This is a genomic window from Ruegeria sp. A3M17, assembly GCF_003318255.1.
In the GTDB taxonomy this organism is placed as follows: Bacteria; Pseudomonadota; Alphaproteobacteria; order Rhodobacterales; family Rhodobacteraceae; genus Ruegeria.
Genome location: NZ_QOCF01000019.1, coordinates 102,916 through 120,382, shown reverse-complemented (window position 1 = coordinate 120,382; position 17,467 = coordinate 102,916). Strand labels below are relative to the sequence as shown.

The 17,467-nt window shown below is 57.6% G+C and carries 16 protein-coding genes and 1 pseudogene; 6 read left to right on the top strand and 11 right to left on the bottom strand.

The features are described from left to right. Nucleotides 1–37: 37 nt before the first annotated feature. From DS906_RS11820 to DS906_RS11785, 8 genes are all read right to left on the bottom strand, one after another. A complete protein-coding gene (locus DS906_RS11820) occupies nucleotides 38–1,183 on the bottom strand; it encodes an iron-containing alcohol dehydrogenase (protein ID WP_113790366.1) in 1,146 nt (381 codons plus the stop codon). Nucleotides 1,184–1,250: 67 nt separating this feature from the next. Then, entirely contained in the window at nucleotides 1,251–2,633 is a 1,383-nt protein-coding gene (locus DS906_RS11815; RefSeq protein WP_113790365.1) for an aldehyde dehydrogenase family protein, read from the bottom strand. 128 nt (nucleotides 2,634–2,761) lie between these two features. Further along, nucleotides 2,762–4,123, bottom strand: coding sequence for a glutamine synthetase family protein (locus DS906_RS11810; protein ID WP_113790401.1), 1,362 nt, complete (start codon nucleotides 4,121–4,123; stop codon nucleotides 2,762–2,764). Between the two features lie 50 nt (nucleotides 4,124–4,173). Beyond that, on the bottom strand, nucleotides 4,174–5,859 hold the full coding sequence (locus DS906_RS11805) for a Na/Pi cotransporter family protein (protein ID WP_113790364.1): 1,686 nt from the start codon (nucleotides 5,857–5,859) through the stop codon (nucleotides 4,174–4,176). 148 nt (nucleotides 5,860–6,007) lie between these two features. Then, nucleotides 6,008–7,042 (bottom strand): TRAP transporter substrate-binding protein, encoded by a 1,035-nt coding sequence (locus DS906_RS11800; protein WP_113790363.1) that lies wholly within the window; start codon nucleotides 7,040–7,042, stop codon nucleotides 6,008–6,010. A gap of 50 nt (nucleotides 7,043–7,092) precedes the next feature. Continuing rightward, complete coding sequence (locus tag DS906_RS11795; protein WP_113790362.1) at nucleotides 7,093–8,412, bottom strand: TRAP transporter large permease subunit; 1,320 nt, start codon at nucleotides 8,410–8,412, stop codon at nucleotides 7,093–7,095. Then, nucleotides 8,409–8,993 (bottom strand): TRAP transporter small permease subunit, encoded by a 585-nt coding sequence (locus tag DS906_RS11790; protein ID WP_113790361.1) that lies wholly within the window; start codon nucleotides 8,991–8,993, stop codon nucleotides 8,409–8,411. The genes DS906_RS11795 and DS906_RS11790 overlap by 4 nt, the downstream gene beginning before the upstream one ends. After that, nucleotides 8,990–9,712 carry an N-formylglutamate amidohydrolase gene (locus DS906_RS11785; protein WP_233494765.1) on the bottom strand — a complete coding sequence of 241 codons (723 nt, stop codon included), beginning with the start codon at nucleotides 9,710–9,712 and terminating at the stop codon, nucleotides 8,990–8,992. The genes DS906_RS11790 and DS906_RS11785 overlap by 4 nt, the downstream gene beginning before the upstream one ends. 187 nt (nucleotides 9,713–9,899) lie before the next feature. On the opposite strand from DS906_RS11785, the gene DS906_RS11780 reads away from it, so the two are divergent. Together DS906_RS11780 and DS906_RS11775 are read left to right on the top strand one after the other, a co-directional pair. Further along, entirely contained in the window at nucleotides 9,900–10,769 is an 870-nt protein-coding gene (locus DS906_RS11780; protein ID WP_113790360.1) for a MurR/RpiR family transcriptional regulator, read from the top strand. Nucleotides 10,770–10,847: 78 nt separating this feature from the next. Further along, a pseudogene (locus DS906_RS11775) lies at nucleotides 10,848–11,603 on the top strand (hypothetical protein); the annotation flags it as partial. 7 nt (nucleotides 11,604–11,610) lie between these two features. On the opposite strand, the gene DS906_RS11770 reads toward DS906_RS11775, so the two are convergent. Continuing rightward, nucleotides 11,611–12,285 carry a TIGR04283 family arsenosugar biosynthesis glycosyltransferase gene (locus DS906_RS11770; protein WP_113790359.1) on the bottom strand — a complete coding sequence of 225 codons (675 nt, stop codon included), beginning with the start codon at nucleotides 12,283–12,285 and terminating at the stop codon, nucleotides 11,611–11,613. Nucleotides 12,286–12,359: 74 nt separating this feature from the next. Here DS906_RS11770 and DS906_RS11765 point away from each other — a divergent pair, with 74 nt between their 5' ends. Together DS906_RS11765 and DS906_RS11760 are read left to right on the top strand one after the other, a co-directional pair. Continuing rightward, a complete protein-coding gene (locus DS906_RS11765; protein WP_113790358.1) occupies nucleotides 12,360–13,097 on the top strand; it encodes a folate-binding protein YgfZ in 738 nt (245 codons plus the stop codon). Nucleotides 13,098–13,203: 106 nt separating this feature from the next. Then, on the top strand, nucleotides 13,204–14,148 hold the full coding sequence (locus DS906_RS11760) for an ABC transporter transmembrane domain-containing protein (protein WP_113790357.1): 945 nt from the start codon (nucleotides 13,204–13,206) through the stop codon (nucleotides 14,146–14,148). A gap of 59 nt (nucleotides 14,149–14,207) precedes the next feature. Here the strand turns inward: DS906_RS11760 and efp are convergent, their stop codons facing one another. Beyond that, entirely contained in the window at nucleotides 14,208–14,771 is a 564-nt protein-coding gene (gene efp / locus DS906_RS11755) for an elongation factor P (RefSeq protein WP_058274164.1), read from the bottom strand. A gap of 218 nt (nucleotides 14,772–14,989) precedes the next feature. On the opposite strand from efp, the gene DS906_RS11750 reads away from it, so the two are divergent. Next, the gene (locus DS906_RS11750) at nucleotides 14,990–15,310 is read left to right on the top strand and encodes a DUF6280 family protein (protein WP_008757056.1); all 321 of its coding nucleotides are present in this window, start codon (nucleotides 14,990–14,992) and stop codon (nucleotides 15,308–15,310) included. A gap of 67 nt (nucleotides 15,311–15,377) precedes the next feature. Here DS906_RS11750 and DS906_RS11745 read toward each other — a convergent pair whose 3' ends face one another. Beyond that, nucleotides 15,378–15,947: a cobalamin biosynthesis protein CobQ gene (locus DS906_RS11745; protein WP_113790356.1), complete on the bottom strand. Its 570-nt coding sequence runs from the start codon at nucleotides 15,945–15,947 to the stop codon at nucleotides 15,378–15,380. A 60-nt stretch (nucleotides 15,948–16,007) separates the two neighbouring features. On the opposite strand from DS906_RS11745, the gene DS906_RS11740 reads away from it, so the two are divergent. After that, nucleotides 16,008–17,465, top strand: coding sequence for a cobyric acid synthase (locus DS906_RS11740; RefSeq protein WP_113790355.1), 1,458 nt, complete (start codon nucleotides 16,008–16,010; stop codon nucleotides 17,463–17,465). The last annotated feature ends 2 nt before the right edge of the window (nucleotides 17,466–17,467 follow it).

The following is a 17,467-nucleotide window of genomic DNA, read 5'->3' as shown; positions in this document are numbered from 1 at the left end:
ACGGGCCGGTTTCGTTACTTGCACAGAGCAAGACCGATCACAATGCAGCCTTGAACAGAGCGGTCAGATTGTCCTCTGTCAATTCGATTGGGTTACCCCCACAAGACGGATCGATGATCGCGCCTTGCACCAGTTCCGGGATCGCAGCTTCGGTCACACCCAGTTCGGACAGTCTGGTTGGGATACCCAGCGAGTCGTTGAACGACTGGACAAAACCGCGGACGCCATCAAAGCCGCCATCAATTCCCAGATAGGCTGCCGCCGTCTGAAACCGATCAGCGATAGCTGGCGCATTGAACTCCAGCACTGTGGGCATGCAAACCGCGTTGGTGGTGCCGTGGTGAGTGTTGAAAACCGCGCCAATCGGGTGGCTCATGGCGTGGATCGCGCCTAGGCCTTTCTGAAAGGCGGTCGCCCCCATCGCTGCCGCGCTCATCATCTGCGCGCGGGCCTCAATATCCGTGCCATCTGCATAGGCACGTGGCAGGTACTCCTTGACCAGCCGCATACCTTCCAGCGCAATACCGTGGCTCATCGGATGGTAGTGCGGGCTGGAATACGCCTCGACACAATGCGCAAATGCATCAAGACCGGTGCCCGCTGTGATGAATTTGGGCATACCAACCGTCAACTCGGGGTCGCAGATCACCACGGTCGGCAGAACCTTGGGATGGAAAATAATCTTTTTCGCGTGGGTTTCGGAATTCGTGATGACACTGGCTCGCCCCACCTCTGATCCGGTCCCTGCCGTGGTCGGCACAGCGATAATCGGCGCGATGACATCAGCATCGGCGAGTGTCCACCAATCGTCGATATCCTCGAAATCCCAAACCGGGCGTGTCTGTCCCGCCATAAAGGCAACCATCTTGCCCAAATCCAACCCGGAACCGCCGCCAAAGGCGATCACACCATCATGGCCGCCCGCGTTATAGGCCTCGACTCCCGCCTTAAGGTTTTTTTCGTTCGGGTTCGGGTCCACATCGCTGAACAGCCCGCGCCCCAGCCCGGCGGCCTCCATGATATCCAACGTCGCCGCGGTAATCGGTAGATCGGCTAGCCCTTTGTCGGTGACCAGCAACGGCTTTTGCATACCAGCGGCGGCACATGCCTCAGGCAGTTCTTTGATGCGGCCCGCGCCGAATTTAATTGCGGTCGGATAAGACCAGTTTCCAACAAGTGACATGTCAGGATTCCTTTGTGATTTGAGGCCTGCCCAGCCGAGGGGGTCATTACCGGGCAGGCCGGTGCCCTTAGCCCGTGACCTTTTTAAGGTGGTAGGATTTAGGACGTGTCAGGTTGTGATAGCCAATGACGGACAAACCGCCGCCGCGGCCGGTATTTTTGCAGCCAGTCCAGCAAAGGGCCGGGTCCAGATAATCGGCACGGTTCATGAACACGGTTCCAGTTTCGATCGCATCGCCCACGCGCGCAGCCCGATCTACATCGCGGGTCCACAGGCTGGCGGTCAGACCAAACTCACTGTCATTCATCAAGGCGATGGCTTCGTCGTCCGAGGACACTTTCATGATGCCGACCACGGGGCCGAAACTCTCGTCCCGCATCACCCGCATGTCATGGGTGACGTTGGTCAGGATCTGCGGTGTCAGATAGGCCCCGCCATCGTCTTCGGGGAACGTGCCGATATGAGCCACGGCGCCGGCCGCAACAGCCTCGGCAATCTGCGCCCGCACCTCTTTGGCAAAGCGCACATTGGCCATCGGACCAATCGTTGTATCGCTTTCCAGCGGATTGCCCAGCTTATAGCCTTTCACCACCGCAACCGCCTTGGCGACGAAGTTGTCATAAAGGCTCTCATGCACATAAATCCGCTCAATCCCACAACAGCACTGGCCCGAGTTGAACATGGCACCGTCGATCAGCGTTTCGACCGCTGCATCCAGATCAGCGTCATCCATGACATAGCCCGGATCCTTACCACCCAGCTCGGTGCCAACACCGGTGAATGTCCCAGCAGCCGCGCGCTCCATCGCTTGGCCACCGCCTACTGACCCGGTGAAGTTCACAAAGTCGAGCGCATTGCCTGCGATCAGGTCATTGGTCATGTCATGGCTCAGGAAGACATTCTGAAACACATCTTCGGGCACACCCACGGAATGAAAAGTTTGCGCCATGCGTTCTCCTACCAGCAACGTCTGCGTAGCATGTTTCAACAGCACCGTATTTCCCGCGATCAGCGCCGGGGCCACTGTGTTGATTGCGGTCATGTAGGGGTAGTTCCAAGGTGCCACCACAAAGACCACGCCATGCGGAATGCGCCTGATATAGCGTTTGAAGGTTTCATCTTCCCCCACTGCGATATCAGCCAGAGACGCCTCGGCAATCTGAGCCATATGGCTCGCACGCTCGTTAAAGCCGCCGAACTCGCCGCCATAACGTACCGGACGCCCCATCATATGCGCCAACTCGGGCACAATCTCGTCATTCATCGCCCCAACCGCAGCCACTCCGGCCATGACAAGATCAATACGTTCCTGCAACGGCCGCGCGGCCCATTCTGCCTGTGCCGCCCGCGATCGCGCTGCCGCTTCAAACGCAGCATCCCGTGATAACACCTCACGTTCAGCAAAAACCGATCCATCGATCGGCGAGACACATTTCAACATCTGCCCCATATCCACTCCATTTCCGAAAGAAACAGGATCCCTGCTTCATCTAGCCACAAATATCTTGGGGGCTGCCATTGGTGCGCCATTGGTTCGAGCGCCAATGGCGGCGGGCAAAGCCCTCACCGGACCCAATCTCAAGCCCGCTCAAACCCCCGGGCCACTTCCCAATCCGTCACAACCCGCTCGAATTCCTCTATCTCGACCTCCGCCGCACGGGCATAGTGATCCACCACCTCATCGCCCATGGCAGCCCGCAGCATCGATGACCCATGCAGCGCATCCCGTGCTGCGCGCAAATTGCCGGGGATCATGCCGGTGTCTCCCTGGTAGACATCACCGGTGGTGGGCGATTGCAGTTCCAGGCCTTCTTCAATACCGGCAATCCCGGCGGCCAACATGCCAGCCATCGCCAGATACGGGTTCATATCTGAGCCCGGAATACGACACTCAACCCGCACGGCCTTCGTCCCATCGCCGCACAGACGGAAGCCAGCCGTACGGTTGTCCACCGACCAGATAATCCGTGTCGGCGCAAAGGTGCCCTTCATGAACCGCTTGTAGCTGTTGATGTAGGGTGCCATGAAATAGGTATAGTCAGCGGCGTATTTGAGCAGGCCCGCCATATAGTTTTTCATCAGCGCCGACATACCCAACGCGTCATCCGCATCATAAAACGCAGGCTTGCCATCTGCCCAAAGCGACTGGTGCACGTGGGACGAGCTGCCCACCTTGTCATGATGCCACTTCGGCAGGAATGTCGCCGCGTGACCATGTTGCCAGGCGATCTCTTTCACCGCGTTCTTGGCGATCGAGTGGTATTCGGCCGTGTCCATCGCCGGCGCGTATTTGATATTCAGCTCTTCCTGCCCAGCTTCGGCTTCGCCCTTGGAATTCTCGACTGGAATCCCCGCATTCCACAGATGGTTGCGGATCGGGCGCATCACATGCTCTTCCTTGGTGGTCTGCAGGATGTGATAATCTTCGTTATAGCCCGAGATCGGCTCCAGATCGCGGAAGCCTTCCTTGCGGATCTGGTCAAAGCTTTTTTCGAACAGGAAAAACTCCAGCTCGGTGGCGCACATCGCCTCATAGCCCATGGCCTTCAGCCGGTTGACCTGCTTCTTCAAAATAGACCGAGGCGCGTGTGGAACCTCTTCATGGGTGTGGTGATCCAGCACATCGCACATCACCATTGCGGTGCCTTCCAGCCACGGCACCGGGCGCAGCGTGCTCAGATCCGGCTTCATGACATAATCGCCATAACCCCGCTCCCAACTCGTCGAGGCATAGCCGTCGGGTGTGGCCATCTCCAGATCCGTGGCCAGCAGGTAGTTGCAGCAATGTGTCTCTTCCCATGCGCCCGCCACGAAATGGCCTGCGTGGAACCGCTTACCCATCAGGCGGCCCTGCATGTCCACCATGCAGACCAGCACCGTGTCGACCTCGCCCACTTCGAATTTGGCTTTCAGATCGGCCAAAATCGCTTCATTGCCCATCATTGGTATCCTTTGTCACTTACAGAGACCTCGGTTTCGATTGCCTGCCGTCAGTCATCGTTGGCTTCTTTTTCCATTTCCATCACCAGGCGCGTTTCCAGAACCTGACCGCTTTTGTAGAGGATCGGATAGGCGATGGCGGCGATATGCCCGTGCAGGTCCCGCATGGACCGCAAGGTTTCCAGATGCAGGTCACTGGACTGGAAACTCTCGGTCTGACCACGCTCCAACCGTTTGAGGTGCGCCTTGCGGCTATTGCGGGACATCCGCTTGACCTCGGCCTTGTCCAACACCAGCCGGCGGGCACAATCCATGTCGTCCACCAACAGCACGTGACGCGCCAGCGAGAAACTTTCCAGAATGGCCGCGTGCAAGTCTTTCAGCTCTTTCCAGCCCTGTGCTGAGAATTCCGAACGTTCGGTGTGCTTGATCTGCGCCGTTCGGGTCATCCGGTTCGAGACGACATCGCCCGCAGCTTCAAGACGGATGGCATATTCGACCAACCCTCGTGCGGCTTTGATCTGCCCTTTACTCATATTCTGCCGTGGCATACGCGCGACGAAACGGCGGATCTCGGTCAGTTGCGTATTCACCCGCTCGTCCTGCTGCCAAAGCGCGGAAATCGCGTCACTGTCATCCTGTTCGTAGATATCCAAAACGGGGCGGAACATGCGTTCGACCTGCGTGATCATCTGCAACAGCTCGTGACGCACCGAGGACATCGCAACGCTGGCCCTTTCGCCGCTGGGATCCCCGAGCGGGGTCAACGCGTCCGAGAACTGATCCAGCGCGTTGGCCTCGGCTTTGGGTTCCGCCAGCAGAACGGCCATCGGCTGTTCCATCCTGTTCACGAACCCTGTGGCCAGCAGGAATACCGCCAGATTGAATCCGATATGTGCAAAAATCAGGGACTGCGCCGGGCTCGTCACCAATAGCGCTTCGTGCAATCCGCCAACATTGACAACGATCAGCATCACCAGCGCCGCGCTGCCCCGCAGTAGCAGGTTGGCCAGAGGGATGCGCCGGGCTGAGACGGTCATATCGCGCGTCAACCACATTGGAATGAAGGCCGAACCCAGATTTGCGCCCAACACCAGTGACAACCCGGCAGCAAAAGGTATCGCACCGATTTGAACCAAGGCGACGCACATCAGGATCGTCGCGACCGAACTGTGCATGACAAAGGCCAGCACTGCGCCGACAATGAAGGCACTGAAATAGTCGGTCTCAAGATACCCTGCGATTGCGGGCAAAAACGCACTTTCGCGGATCGGCTCAACTGCTTCGCGCAGGAACTGAAGCGAAATCAGGATAAAGGCGACGCCCAGAACGATCCGCCCCATAAGCCGAACATTCGACCGTTCGGATTTCAGATACAGCCAGCCGCCCAAGGCCAGCAATGCGGGTTGAAGCCAGCCCAGATCATAGGACAGAACCTGAATGACCAGCGCGGCACCCAGATCAGCACCCAGCACACCTGCCAGCGCCATCCCAAACGTCACCATCCCCGCCGCAGCGAAACCTGTTAGCAAGACCGTAACCGCGGCCGAGCTTTGCAGGATGGTCGCCAAAACCATACCTGCCCCCCCTGCAACAAAACTGTTGGAGTGGCGCGTCAGGATCGACTGGAACAGCGCGCCAAAACGCCGTTCGATACCAGTGCGTACCAGACGCACGGCAAATAGCAGCAACATGGTTGCGGCAAAAATCTCAATCAAAAAGCTCGCGATAGCCATATGTTCAAACCTCGTCTGACCGGTGCGCACAAATGTGCTTCCGGTTTCGTTTTTCTATTCTTGGAACAGACGAGAGCATAAATGGTGTCGCTTATTGATGTCCAATCCCGACGCACGGGGTGCCCCACGCGTCGGGAAGAAGGGTTTCTTAAGTGTAACGATAGGGCCGACCGGCCTTTAGCATCTCGGCGTTGTAACGCTTGAAGATGTCGACAACTTTCGCTTTGGTCTCGGACTCGGCGGCTACTTCGTCCCAGAACTTCACGGCGGCTTCCTCAACGGTTACCCATTCTTCGTCCGGGATCGTTGTCAGTTGCATCTTGGTGCCGTTGACGCGCAGATTTGCCTCACCACCCCAATACCACCACTGACGGTAGTAGTGCGACTGATCACAGCAGACCTTGAACAGAGTCTGCAGATCTTCGGGCAGCTCGTTCCAGCGGTCCATATTGGCAAAGAAGTGACCCGCCCAAGCACCCGACACGTTGTTGGTCAGGAAGTAGTTGGTCACATCGGCCCAGCCGACGGTGTAGTCTTCGGTGATGCCCGACCAAGCGATACCGTCCAGTTCGCCCGTTTGAACCGCAACCTCGATGTCTTCCCACGGCAGGGTTACCGGCACGACGCCGAACTGAGACAGGAAGCGCCCCGCCGTCGGGAAGGTGAAGATGCGCTTGCCCTTCATATCCGCCAACGAATTGATCGGGTCTTTGGTCGCAAAGTGGCATGGGTCCCATGCACCGGCGCTGATGTGCTTGACGCCGACCTTCGAGTATTCCTCGTCCCAAATCTCGTTCAGGCCCCACTGGTTGAACAGCACAGGCACGTCCAGAGAATAGCGCGAAGCGAATGGGAAATAGCCACCGAACACTGTGACTTCGGTCGGTGATGCCATCGAGTCATCGTCCGACTGAACCGCGTCGATAGTGCCTTTCTGCATCGCGCGGAACAGCTCTCCCGTGGGAACCAGCTGATCAGCATAGAACAGCTCGATCTGCATCCGGTCACCGGCGATCTGGTTGAACATCTTGATCGCAGGATCAATCACATGCTCAGCCAGCGCAGGACCTGCATAGGTCTGCATCCGCCATGTAATCTTGTTCTGCGCCAAGGCAGGCGTCGCCAGTGGTGCGGCTGCTACGCCGACCCCAGCGGTTTTCAGAAACTTACGTCTTGTCGTCATGTCAATTCCTCTCCGTTAAAGTTCCTGTGCCCGTTCACCGAGCATTCTTGTTAATTTCCATATACATATCCGGGCAACCACAGAGCGATTTCCGGGAAAATCATGATAATTGTCAGCGCCAGCACCATCACCGCGACAAAGGGGAAGATCGAGCCATAGATGTCCCGCAGAGTGATCTCGGGTGGGGCCATCGCGCGCATCAGGAACAAGTTATAGCCGAAGGGCGGCGTCATATAGGCGATCTGCGTCGTGATCGTATAAAGCACCCCGTACCAGATCAGATCAAAGCCCAACTCGCCGACCAGTGGGACATAAAGCGGTGCCACGATGACCAACATCGCCGTGTCGTCCAGGAACGTGCCCATGACGATAAAGCTCAGCTGCATCAAAATCAGGATCATCCAAGGCGACAAGCCCAGTTGATCGGTGAACAGATTGTCGATGGCTTTCACCGCACCCAGCCCGTCAAATACGGCCCCAAAGCCCAGCGCGGCCAGAATGATCCACATGAACATGCAAGAAATGGCCAGCGTTTGCTTGGTGCAATCCTCAAAGATTTTCCATGTCATGCGGCGTTTGATGACGGACACCGCCAAGGCGGTCAGCGCCCCAATGGCTGAGCTTTCGACCAGTGACGTCCAGCCATTCACAAACGGCACCATCATCGCCGCAAAGATGATCAGCGGCAGCGCCCCTGCCCCCAGCAGCCGGATCTTCTCGGCCCACGGCACCTCATGCGCGTCTTCCATCGCAGGGCCAAGCTCGGGCTGAATGCGGCAGCGGATCCAGATGTACAGAATGAACATCGCGGCCATCAGCAGGCCGGGGATAATCCCCGCCAGCCACAGTTGCCCAACAGGTTGCCGCGCGATCATCGCATAGAGGACCAGAACCACCGAGGGTGGAACCAGAATACCAAGACTGGACCCCGCCTGAATGACCCCGGTCACCATCGTCTTGTCGTAGCCGCGCCGAAGCAGTTCCGGCAGCGCAATGGTCGCGCCAATGGCCATACCTGCAACGCTCAGGCCGTTCATGGCCGAGACCAGCACCATCAACCCGATGGTGCCGATGGCCAGACCACCATTGATGGGCCCCATCCAGACGTGGAACATCTTATACAAGTCATCCGCCAGCCGGCTTTCGCTGAGCACATAGCCCATGAAAATAAACATCGGCAGCGTCAGCAGCGGATACCATTTCATCAGCTTCATCGCGGCCGAGAACGTGATGTCCTGCCCGCCTGTGCCCCACAAAGCCAGCGCAGCGATGGTAGCCACCGCACCGATCGCACCAAAGACACGCTGACCTGTGAAAAGCATCAGCATCATCAGTGCGAACATGAAGATGGCGATATATTCCTGGCTCATGCCCGCGAAACCCCGATTTCCTGCCCGTTGATCCGGGCTATGTCTTTGAAAAATTCCGATATCGCCTGCAGCAGCATCAGGAAGAAGCCGAACACCATGATGGTTTTGACCGGCCAGATATACGGCCGCCACGCCGTTGATGAGCGTTCAAGCCGGCCAATTTCCTCACTGCCCGTCAACAGTCCGAAAAAGTAGGAGACCGGTTCATCACCCCAATAGCCAAGGCTGTAGGCCGTCGAACCCAGCCCGCCATAAAACAGAACTCCCAGATAGAAGATCAGCAGCAGAACGGTGAAGGCATCGAACCAGGCTTTCCGGTGCGGGCTCCAGTTGTGATAAAACAAGTCCATGCGTACGTTCGATCCCAGCTGGATCGAATACGGTCCGCCCATAATGTAATAGGTCACCATCGCAAACTGCGCCATTTCTAGCGTCCAATGCGATGGCACGAAAAACGTTTTCGAGATCGAGGACCACAGCAGGATGCCCATCATCACGAACAGGCCCCACATCATGACCCGCCCGATCCGGTAGTTGACCGCATCAACGATCCGCACATATGACGCCATCGCTTTGATCACGCCGCGCCCCCTTTCTGAAACTCTGCAAGGGTCCGCGCGATCCATGACGCCAGACAGTCGGCCATCGCCTCTTGCTGCTCGGGCGTTTGTATCAGGTCATTGCGGATCTCGATCATGACGTTCAACAGCCCGTTCGGCAGCGCCTGCGCGTCAAGGGTATGGGCAACTCCGTCCGCCGCCGAATACGGCTCGTTCAAGCAAGTCTCATAGGGTTGGTCGGCGGGTGCTGTCATCATCATTGCCTGGGCGAACCGGTCGTCCGTCCCGTGTAATATGCCCAGTTCCACCTCACGCGTCTGACCATGATAGACTGGTGTAAAGCTGTGGACCGTGACCATAAGTTCAAGCGTATCCCCGTTTTGAGAGATTAGTTCAGACAGCGCCCTGCTGAAGGGTTGGTAGATGCTCTCAATCCTGCTTTCGCGCTCTTCCTCGGACAGATCGACATTAGCTGGGATTTGATAGTCCTCGCTGCGCGCCGGCATGGCCCCTGCGGCTTCGGGCGGGCGATTGCAGTCATAGACCAGCCGGGACACCCCGCCATACAACAGCGGTGCCGACAGGCGTGCCGCCATCAGCTTGGCCACAGCCAATGCCCCCGGATCCCACGCGATGTGGCTTTGAAGCGCGTCCACGGGCAATCCCATATCACCCAAAAACGCGGGAATGCGGCTGGACGCGTGTTCGCAGACCAGCATTACCGAAAGGGGACCATCCACTGTGTCCGTGTGAACGACTGTTCCGAAGTCCAAAATACCGCCTTGTGATTCCAATTAAGATGCGTGTGGAAAAATTTCCACAAGAGACCTTAACCTGTCAATATTTTTCCTGTACAAATTTCACCACTCTTGATCTTGCTGAATAATTATTCACACTAAGATCGAAAAGATACAGGAGGAACGCCGCGTGCGGGTGACGGACAGGCTGCTGGCCCAGAAAGACAAGATGACTCCATCCGAGCGGCAGCTGGTCAGTGTATTGCTGGACGACTACCCCATGGCCGGCCTTGGCAGTATTACCGAATTGGCCAGCACGGCCTCGGTTTCGACCACGACCGTCGCACGGATGCTGCAGAAAACCGGCTTTGACGGCTATCCGCAGTTTCAGGCCGCCCTGCGGGGTGAGGTGAAAGAGATGATCTCGGGCCCGGTCGCAAAACGTGACCTGTGGCAGAACGACCTGCCCGAAGAACACATCCTGAACCGGTATTCCCAACAGACTCTCGCCAATCAAAAACGCACGATTGATGAGGTCGACCCCGGTGAATTCGACAGCTTCTGCAATCTGTTATGTGATCCAAACCGGCGCATATTCATAACCGGCGGGCGCATTACCGGTACGTTGGCACAATACCTGTACCTGCACCTGCAGATGATCCGCCCGGATGTCCGACTGCTGCCCGTTGCGGCATCGTGGACGCATGACTTGCTGGACATACGCAAGGATGATGTGCTGGTGACGCTAGACGTGCGCCGCTATGAAAACGCGTCACTACTGATCGGCCAGTTGTGCCATGAACGTGGGGCCGAAATCGTCCTGTTCACTGATCAATGGCGCTCACCCATTCACCGGTTGGCAAAGCACACCTTTGCAGCACGCATTGCCGTGCCGTCCGCGTGGGATTCAATGGCAGCCATTCTGGTTCTGATGGAATGCGTCATCGCCGAAGTACAAGAAAGGCTGTGGGATTCGGTTAAAGAGCGCACGGATGAGCTGGAACAGGCATTTGACCGGACCAAACTGTTCCGGAAATTCGGCCAAAGCTCGGGCTCATAACGGCTTTTTACCACCCAAAAGGAACAACTGAGCGTGAGGAGTGTTGCCAGCCGCATGGCAGGCCGTCACTTTGAAGGCATGAGTTTCGTGACCCAAAACCAACTGCCGCTTTTGATCCTGTTCTTTCTGATTGGATTGATTGGCACCGCCTTTCTTTTCCGTAAACCCGCCGGGCATCGTGCCTGGAAACTAGCGGACCTCGTCTGGGTTGTGCTGGGTGGAGTTGGCGCGCTGGTCGCGGTTTTGGCCGGACTTTACACTTCGGATAGCTCGCGACTGGACCGCCAGATAGACGTGGCTTATGCCGCTGGGCTGGCCTTTGACCGCGATGCCGCGCGATTCCGGTTGCGGTTTTGCGACCCGGCTTTTGACCCGGATACCGAAGTGCTGTGCGAAAAGGTCGAATTCCTGTCGGCCTCAACCGCCAGTAATGCCGACCTGCCATTGTTCATCGCAGTCACAAATGAGGTCGCGCCACTGCAGGGGCTGCATTTTCTGTTTGGCGGTCAGGCAAAAGACGAACAGGACGAAATGCGCGCAATGGCCGACAAGGCTGATGCGTTCAACATCGATCAGTTCCTAGTCTTTACCACGTTGGACGACATGACTCAGGCCGCGATCGACAATATGCGCCGCAAGGTCCCCGCGATTGCTGGCGATTACCTGATCCTGGCGCAAAGCTATGATGATCTGGTGGAACAGGTCGGCAAGTTGAAGGACGAATGGGAATATCTGCAGGACAATGCGCATATACTTGTGCTGCAGATCATCGCGCTATGTCTGGTCAGTTTCGCGGCGCCTTTCCGGTTGGGCAAATCCGTGGTCGAGCTGCGCGCGTCGCTCAGCGCCGATAGTCCTGCGCCAACTTCGCAGGATCTGCCCCCAGAAAATACCGCGTCAGAGTCCACAGGTTCCGCCCTCCCCGACGCAACCAGCCCGCACGCTCATAGCGATCCGCGCTCGTAACGGCCCGGCTGGGCAGCAAAGTGATGCCGCGCAAGCTCCGGACCAAAGCGACGTCCTCCATCAAGGGTTGATCAGGAAAACCCCCCACCTTTCGATACATCGCACCCGGGACCAACAGGCCCTGATCGCCATACGGCAGGCTAAACAGACGACTGCGCACGTTGGCCCAGCCCGCCACCCATGTCGGCGCAAAGCCCGACGCCCGAAACGCCAAGCGAAACGCCGCCGGGGTTCCAGTGCCAAGGTGGTCGCCTACGACCTTGCTCCACCCCGCTTGCAAAACCGTGTCCGCGTGCAGGACCAACAGCCAGTCCCCTTTGGCTGCGGCGCATCCTCGGGCCAATTGCCCCCCGCGCGAAGGTGGCCCTGTCACAATCTCAGCCCCGGCCTCATCCGCAATCTTTAGCGTCTGATCAGTCGACCCACCGTCCGAGACGATCAATTCGCGGATCAGCCCCGCATGCAGGCCTTCCATCAAGGCCGCAAGGGTCGCGGGAAGGGTTCCTTCCGACTTAAGGGTCGGGATAACGATGCTAATCGGCGCAGGCACGGCGGAAACCCTCTGGTCATGGCAGCGGAAACTCCTATATCACGAGGTCCGAGGAAAAGACGAGGACAACCCAGATGCCCAACCGCCGAATATTGCGCCTGAGCGGCTCGGACACCGACAGCTTTCTTCAAGGGTTGATCACCAACGATATTGCAGGGTTGGACAATGGGCTGGTCTACGCCGCCCTACTGACCCCACAAGGCAAATACCTGGCGGACTTCTTCCTGAAGCGCGAGGGTGACGCGGTTTTGCTGGATGTTGCCGAAGTCCTTGCCGATGGATTTGCCAAACGGTTGGGCATGTACAAGCTACGCGCAGATGTCAGTATTGAAGACAGCGGCCTGAGCCTGCAGCGCGGCACTGGCCCTGCCCCCGAAGGCGCCCTGCCCGACCCAAGGCACCCGGATATGGGTTGGAGGGCATATACAGAGGGTGCAGAAAGCGATGACGGCACCGATTGGGATGCAATCCGCGTGCGGCACTGCATTCCCGAAACCGGAATCGAACTGACCCCTGACAGCTATATTCTTGAGGCCGGGTTCGAGGCGCTAAACGGCTTGGACTTCAAGAAAGGCTGTTATGTCGGGCAAGAAGTCACCGCGCGGATGAAACACAAGACTGAACTGCGCAAAGGTCTGCGCAGCGTTAGCGTCGCTGGGTCTGCAGCGGTTGGAACTGCGATTACTTCCGGCGGAAAACCGGCCGGTACATTGTTCACCCAATCCAATGGCCGCGGGATCGCCTATTTGCGATTGGACCGCGTGGGTGACGACATGCAGGCCGGCGACGCCACCATACAGTTGGACACTTAACGTGTTGCCGAACCGGCACGGCTGATCAGCTGACTGAATTGGCGTGGTTTGAACATAGCCAAGTGCGCTGTCACACTGGTTTGAATTCAGCAATCCGGATGCACGTATGTTCCAGCTATACAGGGCAATCTGGCGCGCCAGCGCCGGACGACAGATCATCCTCATCGTTCTGTCCATCGCAATCGCGGGTCTGGCTGCAGTTCCGCTGGAGTTTCAGCGCGACATCATCAACCACCTAACCTCGGCCGACGTAAGCACGGACAGGCTGATCTACCTGGGTGCTGGAATGATGTCGGTCATCTTACTCAGCCTCGCCCTAAAGTGGCTTTTGAGCTATCGCGCGGGAACGTTGGGCGAAGACCTGATCCGCATGATCCGCCAAAGGCTGCTGCTGCGCGCCTCAGATATCAATGTCTCGGGCGAAACGATGCGCACGGGCACAATGACCACGGCGATTTCAGCCGAGGCAGAAGAGCTGGGGAAATTCGCGGGCGGCGCGTTCTCGGACCCGGTCGTTCAAATCGGCACGTTGATCAGTGTGATCGGCTATATCTCGTCAACGCAACCGGGGCTGGGCATGATCGCCTTTTCGATGATCGTGCCGCAGATCATCATCGTGCTGGTGTCCCAACGCAAGGTGAACGTGTTTGTCGCCGAGCGTGTCCGGATATTGCGCGGAGCCACGGACAAGTTGAACATCGAGCAGATCAATGAAATCGCGCGCGAGGTTGAGGCGCAGTTCGACGATATCTACGAAACACGGCGCAGGATGTTCATCTGGAAGCTTTCGGCCAAGTTTCTACTGAGCGTCATAAACGGAGCCGGAACCGTCGGCGTCCTTATGTTGGGTGGTTATTTGGTTCTGAACGGGAAAACGGATGTCGGCACTGTGGTCGCCGCCACAAGCGGCCTCAGCCGCATTCAGGGCCCCACGGCATTCCTGATCGCCTTTTACCGGCAGGTCAGCGCCAATCGCATCAAGTATGAACTGATGCTTGAACTGTTTGGCCCCAACCCCGAACGGTATCGCCAAATCAGACGGGGCAGCTGACAAATAAAACCGCGCGGCACGGGTCCACACGGTTCTTCTTTACTCTGGCAAACGCGTGGTTAGGCGCGTTCGGAATAATCCATGGTTTCGGTGTTCACAACGATCATCTCATCCTGACCGACAAATGGCGGCACCATGACTTTGACACCGTTGTCCAGAATGGCCGGCTTGAACGAATTCGCGGCGGTCTGACCTTTGACCACAGGCTCGGTCTCAACGATCTTGCAGGTCACTTTCTGAGGCACCGTAGCGTTCAGAGCCTCGCTTTCATAAAATTCGACGACAATTGTCATGCCGTCCTGCAGAAACGGGCGGCGTTCGCCCAGCAGTTCCGCAGGCAGTTCGATCTGCTCATATGTCTCGGAATCCATGAAAACCAGCATGCCGTCAGATTCGTACAGAAACTGCTGGTCTTTCTGCTCAAGACGCACGCGTTCCACTTTGTCAGCCGAGCGGAACCGCTCGTTCAATTTCGAACCATTGCGCAGATTGCGCAGTTCGACCTGTGCAAAAGCGCCGCCTTTACCGGGCTTTACGTGGTCAACTTTGACTGCGGCCCATAGCCCGCCGTTATGCTCAAGCACATTTCCGGGGCGAATTTCGTTCCCATTTATCTTGGGCATGACTTAAATCCTTCACAAACGGTTGATGCGTCAGTTCCCGCTCCTATATCTGGCGGGAACACACCTGACAAGATGACGAGACTTAGTGCTGCACCTGCAGCAAGCTATGCAAATGACGCAACGCAACTATGCATTTTAAGTGTATCCGAATCGCACTTAATCGGTCATAAGAACCGTCACGCCGAAAATGCAAGAGCAAGAACAACAAGGAAGACGAGATGAGAGATTTCGTTGACGGCACTGCCTTTAACAACGAGCAAGGCAATCGTGCACGCAAACTTTTCGCGGCTGTCGTACTGGCTGCGCTGGATGACGCTATTGCCGATGACAAAAAATATGGCAATGGCCCGGAACAAATCGCCCGCTGGGCGCGCTCTCGTGATGGTCGCGAGGTCCTGTCCTGCGCGGGTATCGACCCGAATGAGCGCGTTGTTGGCGGACTGATGGAGTTCGTTGGACGTGGTGTCCGCACCTCGGTTGCGCTGTCGCGTGAAGAAAGCGAACGTCGCAACGCGGCCCAACAAGCAGAAGCCGCCTGATCCAAGGCGACTTTCGCATGAAAAAGCGCGCTCCCTAGCTGGGAGCGCGCTTTTCTTATGCCATCAGTCAAAAGAACAACAACCACTGCCGCGCGACCCATAGTTCGGCCATCAGCAGCACGGCAAAGAACGCTTTCGCCCAGATGGATATGCCGCGACGCCACAAAATGGCGTAACACGCGACACAAAGCACGGCCGAAATTGGCGCCACCCATAAGGCATGATGTGTGCTGTCCCAATAGCTGACGGGGCTGTGAAACACCCAATCACTGAATGGCCAGAACTGCGGCCGCCCATCCCCGGCATGCAGCAGAAAATCCATCGAAAGATGCAGCAACCCGGCGGACGCCCCAACGGCCCAGACCTTCCAGCGCATCCATACCCCGAAAAGCAAGGCAATCCCCCAAAGGACAAAGGAATTGTCGATCGCAAACACCGTCTGCCAGCCGTCGGAAAAATAAAGCTGGTCGAAGACCACGCTTGGTGGAATCCCAAGTACGTAAAGGGACGTGCCCGCCATCAGGTAAAGCGACAGGTCCGGCAATAGCGAACCCAACAGAGCGGCCCACAGGATACGTCCCTGGGCTGGGCGGGCAAAGGCGGCAGCTCCGATCAAAAGATGCGCTGGCGTGTTCAACTTTGGCTTTTCCTTTGCCCGCAAATCAGGTCATCTGCGCGTCAACATAGGAGACAGGCCATGGTTCGGTCCATCATGATTCAGGGCACCGGCAGCAATGTCGGGAAATCGGTTCTAGTGGCCGGTCTGGCGCGGGCTTTCACCCGGCGCGGGTTACGTGTTGCACCGTTCAAACCACAGAACATGTCGAACAATGCCGCCGTCACCGAAAATGGCGGCGAGATCGGGCGCGCGCAGGCCCTGCAAGCGCTGGCGGCGCGGCGTGCGACGCATACAGACATGAACCCGATTCTGCTGAAGCCGGAAACCGACACTGGTGCTCAGATCATCGTTCAGGGTCAACGCGCCGGCACGATGAAAGCGGGCGATTACCGCAAGGGTAAATCCAAACTGCTGGGCGCAGCGCTTGAAAGCTTTGGCCGTTTGTGCAGCGACGCGGATCTTGTCTTGATCGAAGGCGCGGGCAGCCCGGCCGAAACCAACCTGCGCAAGGGTGACATCGCCAATATGGGATTTGCGCGCGCTGCAGGCGTACCCGTTATTCTGGTAGGTGACATTCACCGCGGGGGTGTCATTGCCCAGATCGTAGGCACCCAGGCGGTATTGGATGCAGGCGATCTGGAGATGATCCGGGGTTTTGCCGTCAATCGGTTCAAAGGCGACGTATCCCTTTTCGATGAAGGTCGCGATGAAATCGCTGCACGTACCGGATGGCCCTGTCTGGGCATCGTTCCCTGGTTCCATGACGCGTGGAAACTGCCAGCCGAGGATATGATGGATATCCGGTCCCACTCTGGCGGGGCTTGCAAGGTGGTTGTTCCGCAGTTGGAACGCATGGCAAATTTTGACGACCTCGACCCTTTGTCTGCCGAACCCGGTGTCTCGGTCGAGATCGTGCCAGAAGGGCGCCCCCTGCCCGGTGATGCCGATTTGGTACTGCTGCCCGGCAGCAAATCCACCATTGGCGATCTGGCTTATTTCCGGGCCCAGGGCTGGGATATCGACCTATATGCCCATGTCCGCCGGGGCGGCCATGTTCTGGGCCTGTGCGGCGGCTATCAAATGCTGGGCAAGACGATCGCTGATCCGGATGGCGTCGACGGACAACCGGGGACTGTGGAAGGGTTGGGCCTGCTGGATGTTGAGACCGTGATGGCAGGGAAGAAACAGGTAACACTCACATCGGCCCGCGCCCTTGGCGGAGGAGAACCGGTGTCGGGCTACGAAATCCACATGGGCCGTACCGAAGGCCCTGATTGCGCCCACGCTTGGCTAGAGGTCGAGGGGCGGCCAGAAGGTGCCGCAAACGCCTCTGGTCGTATCCGCGGCAGTTACCTGCACGGTATCTTCAGCTCGGATGCATTCCGCGCGTCATACCTGTCGCAGTTGGGCGTGATCTCGGACTTGGCCTATGAAGACGGGGTCGAAGAGACGCTGGACGCGCTGGCGGATCACCTTGAACAGAATATGGATCTGGACCGCCTGCTGGCGCTTGCAGAAACGCCCCAAAGGGCCTGAGC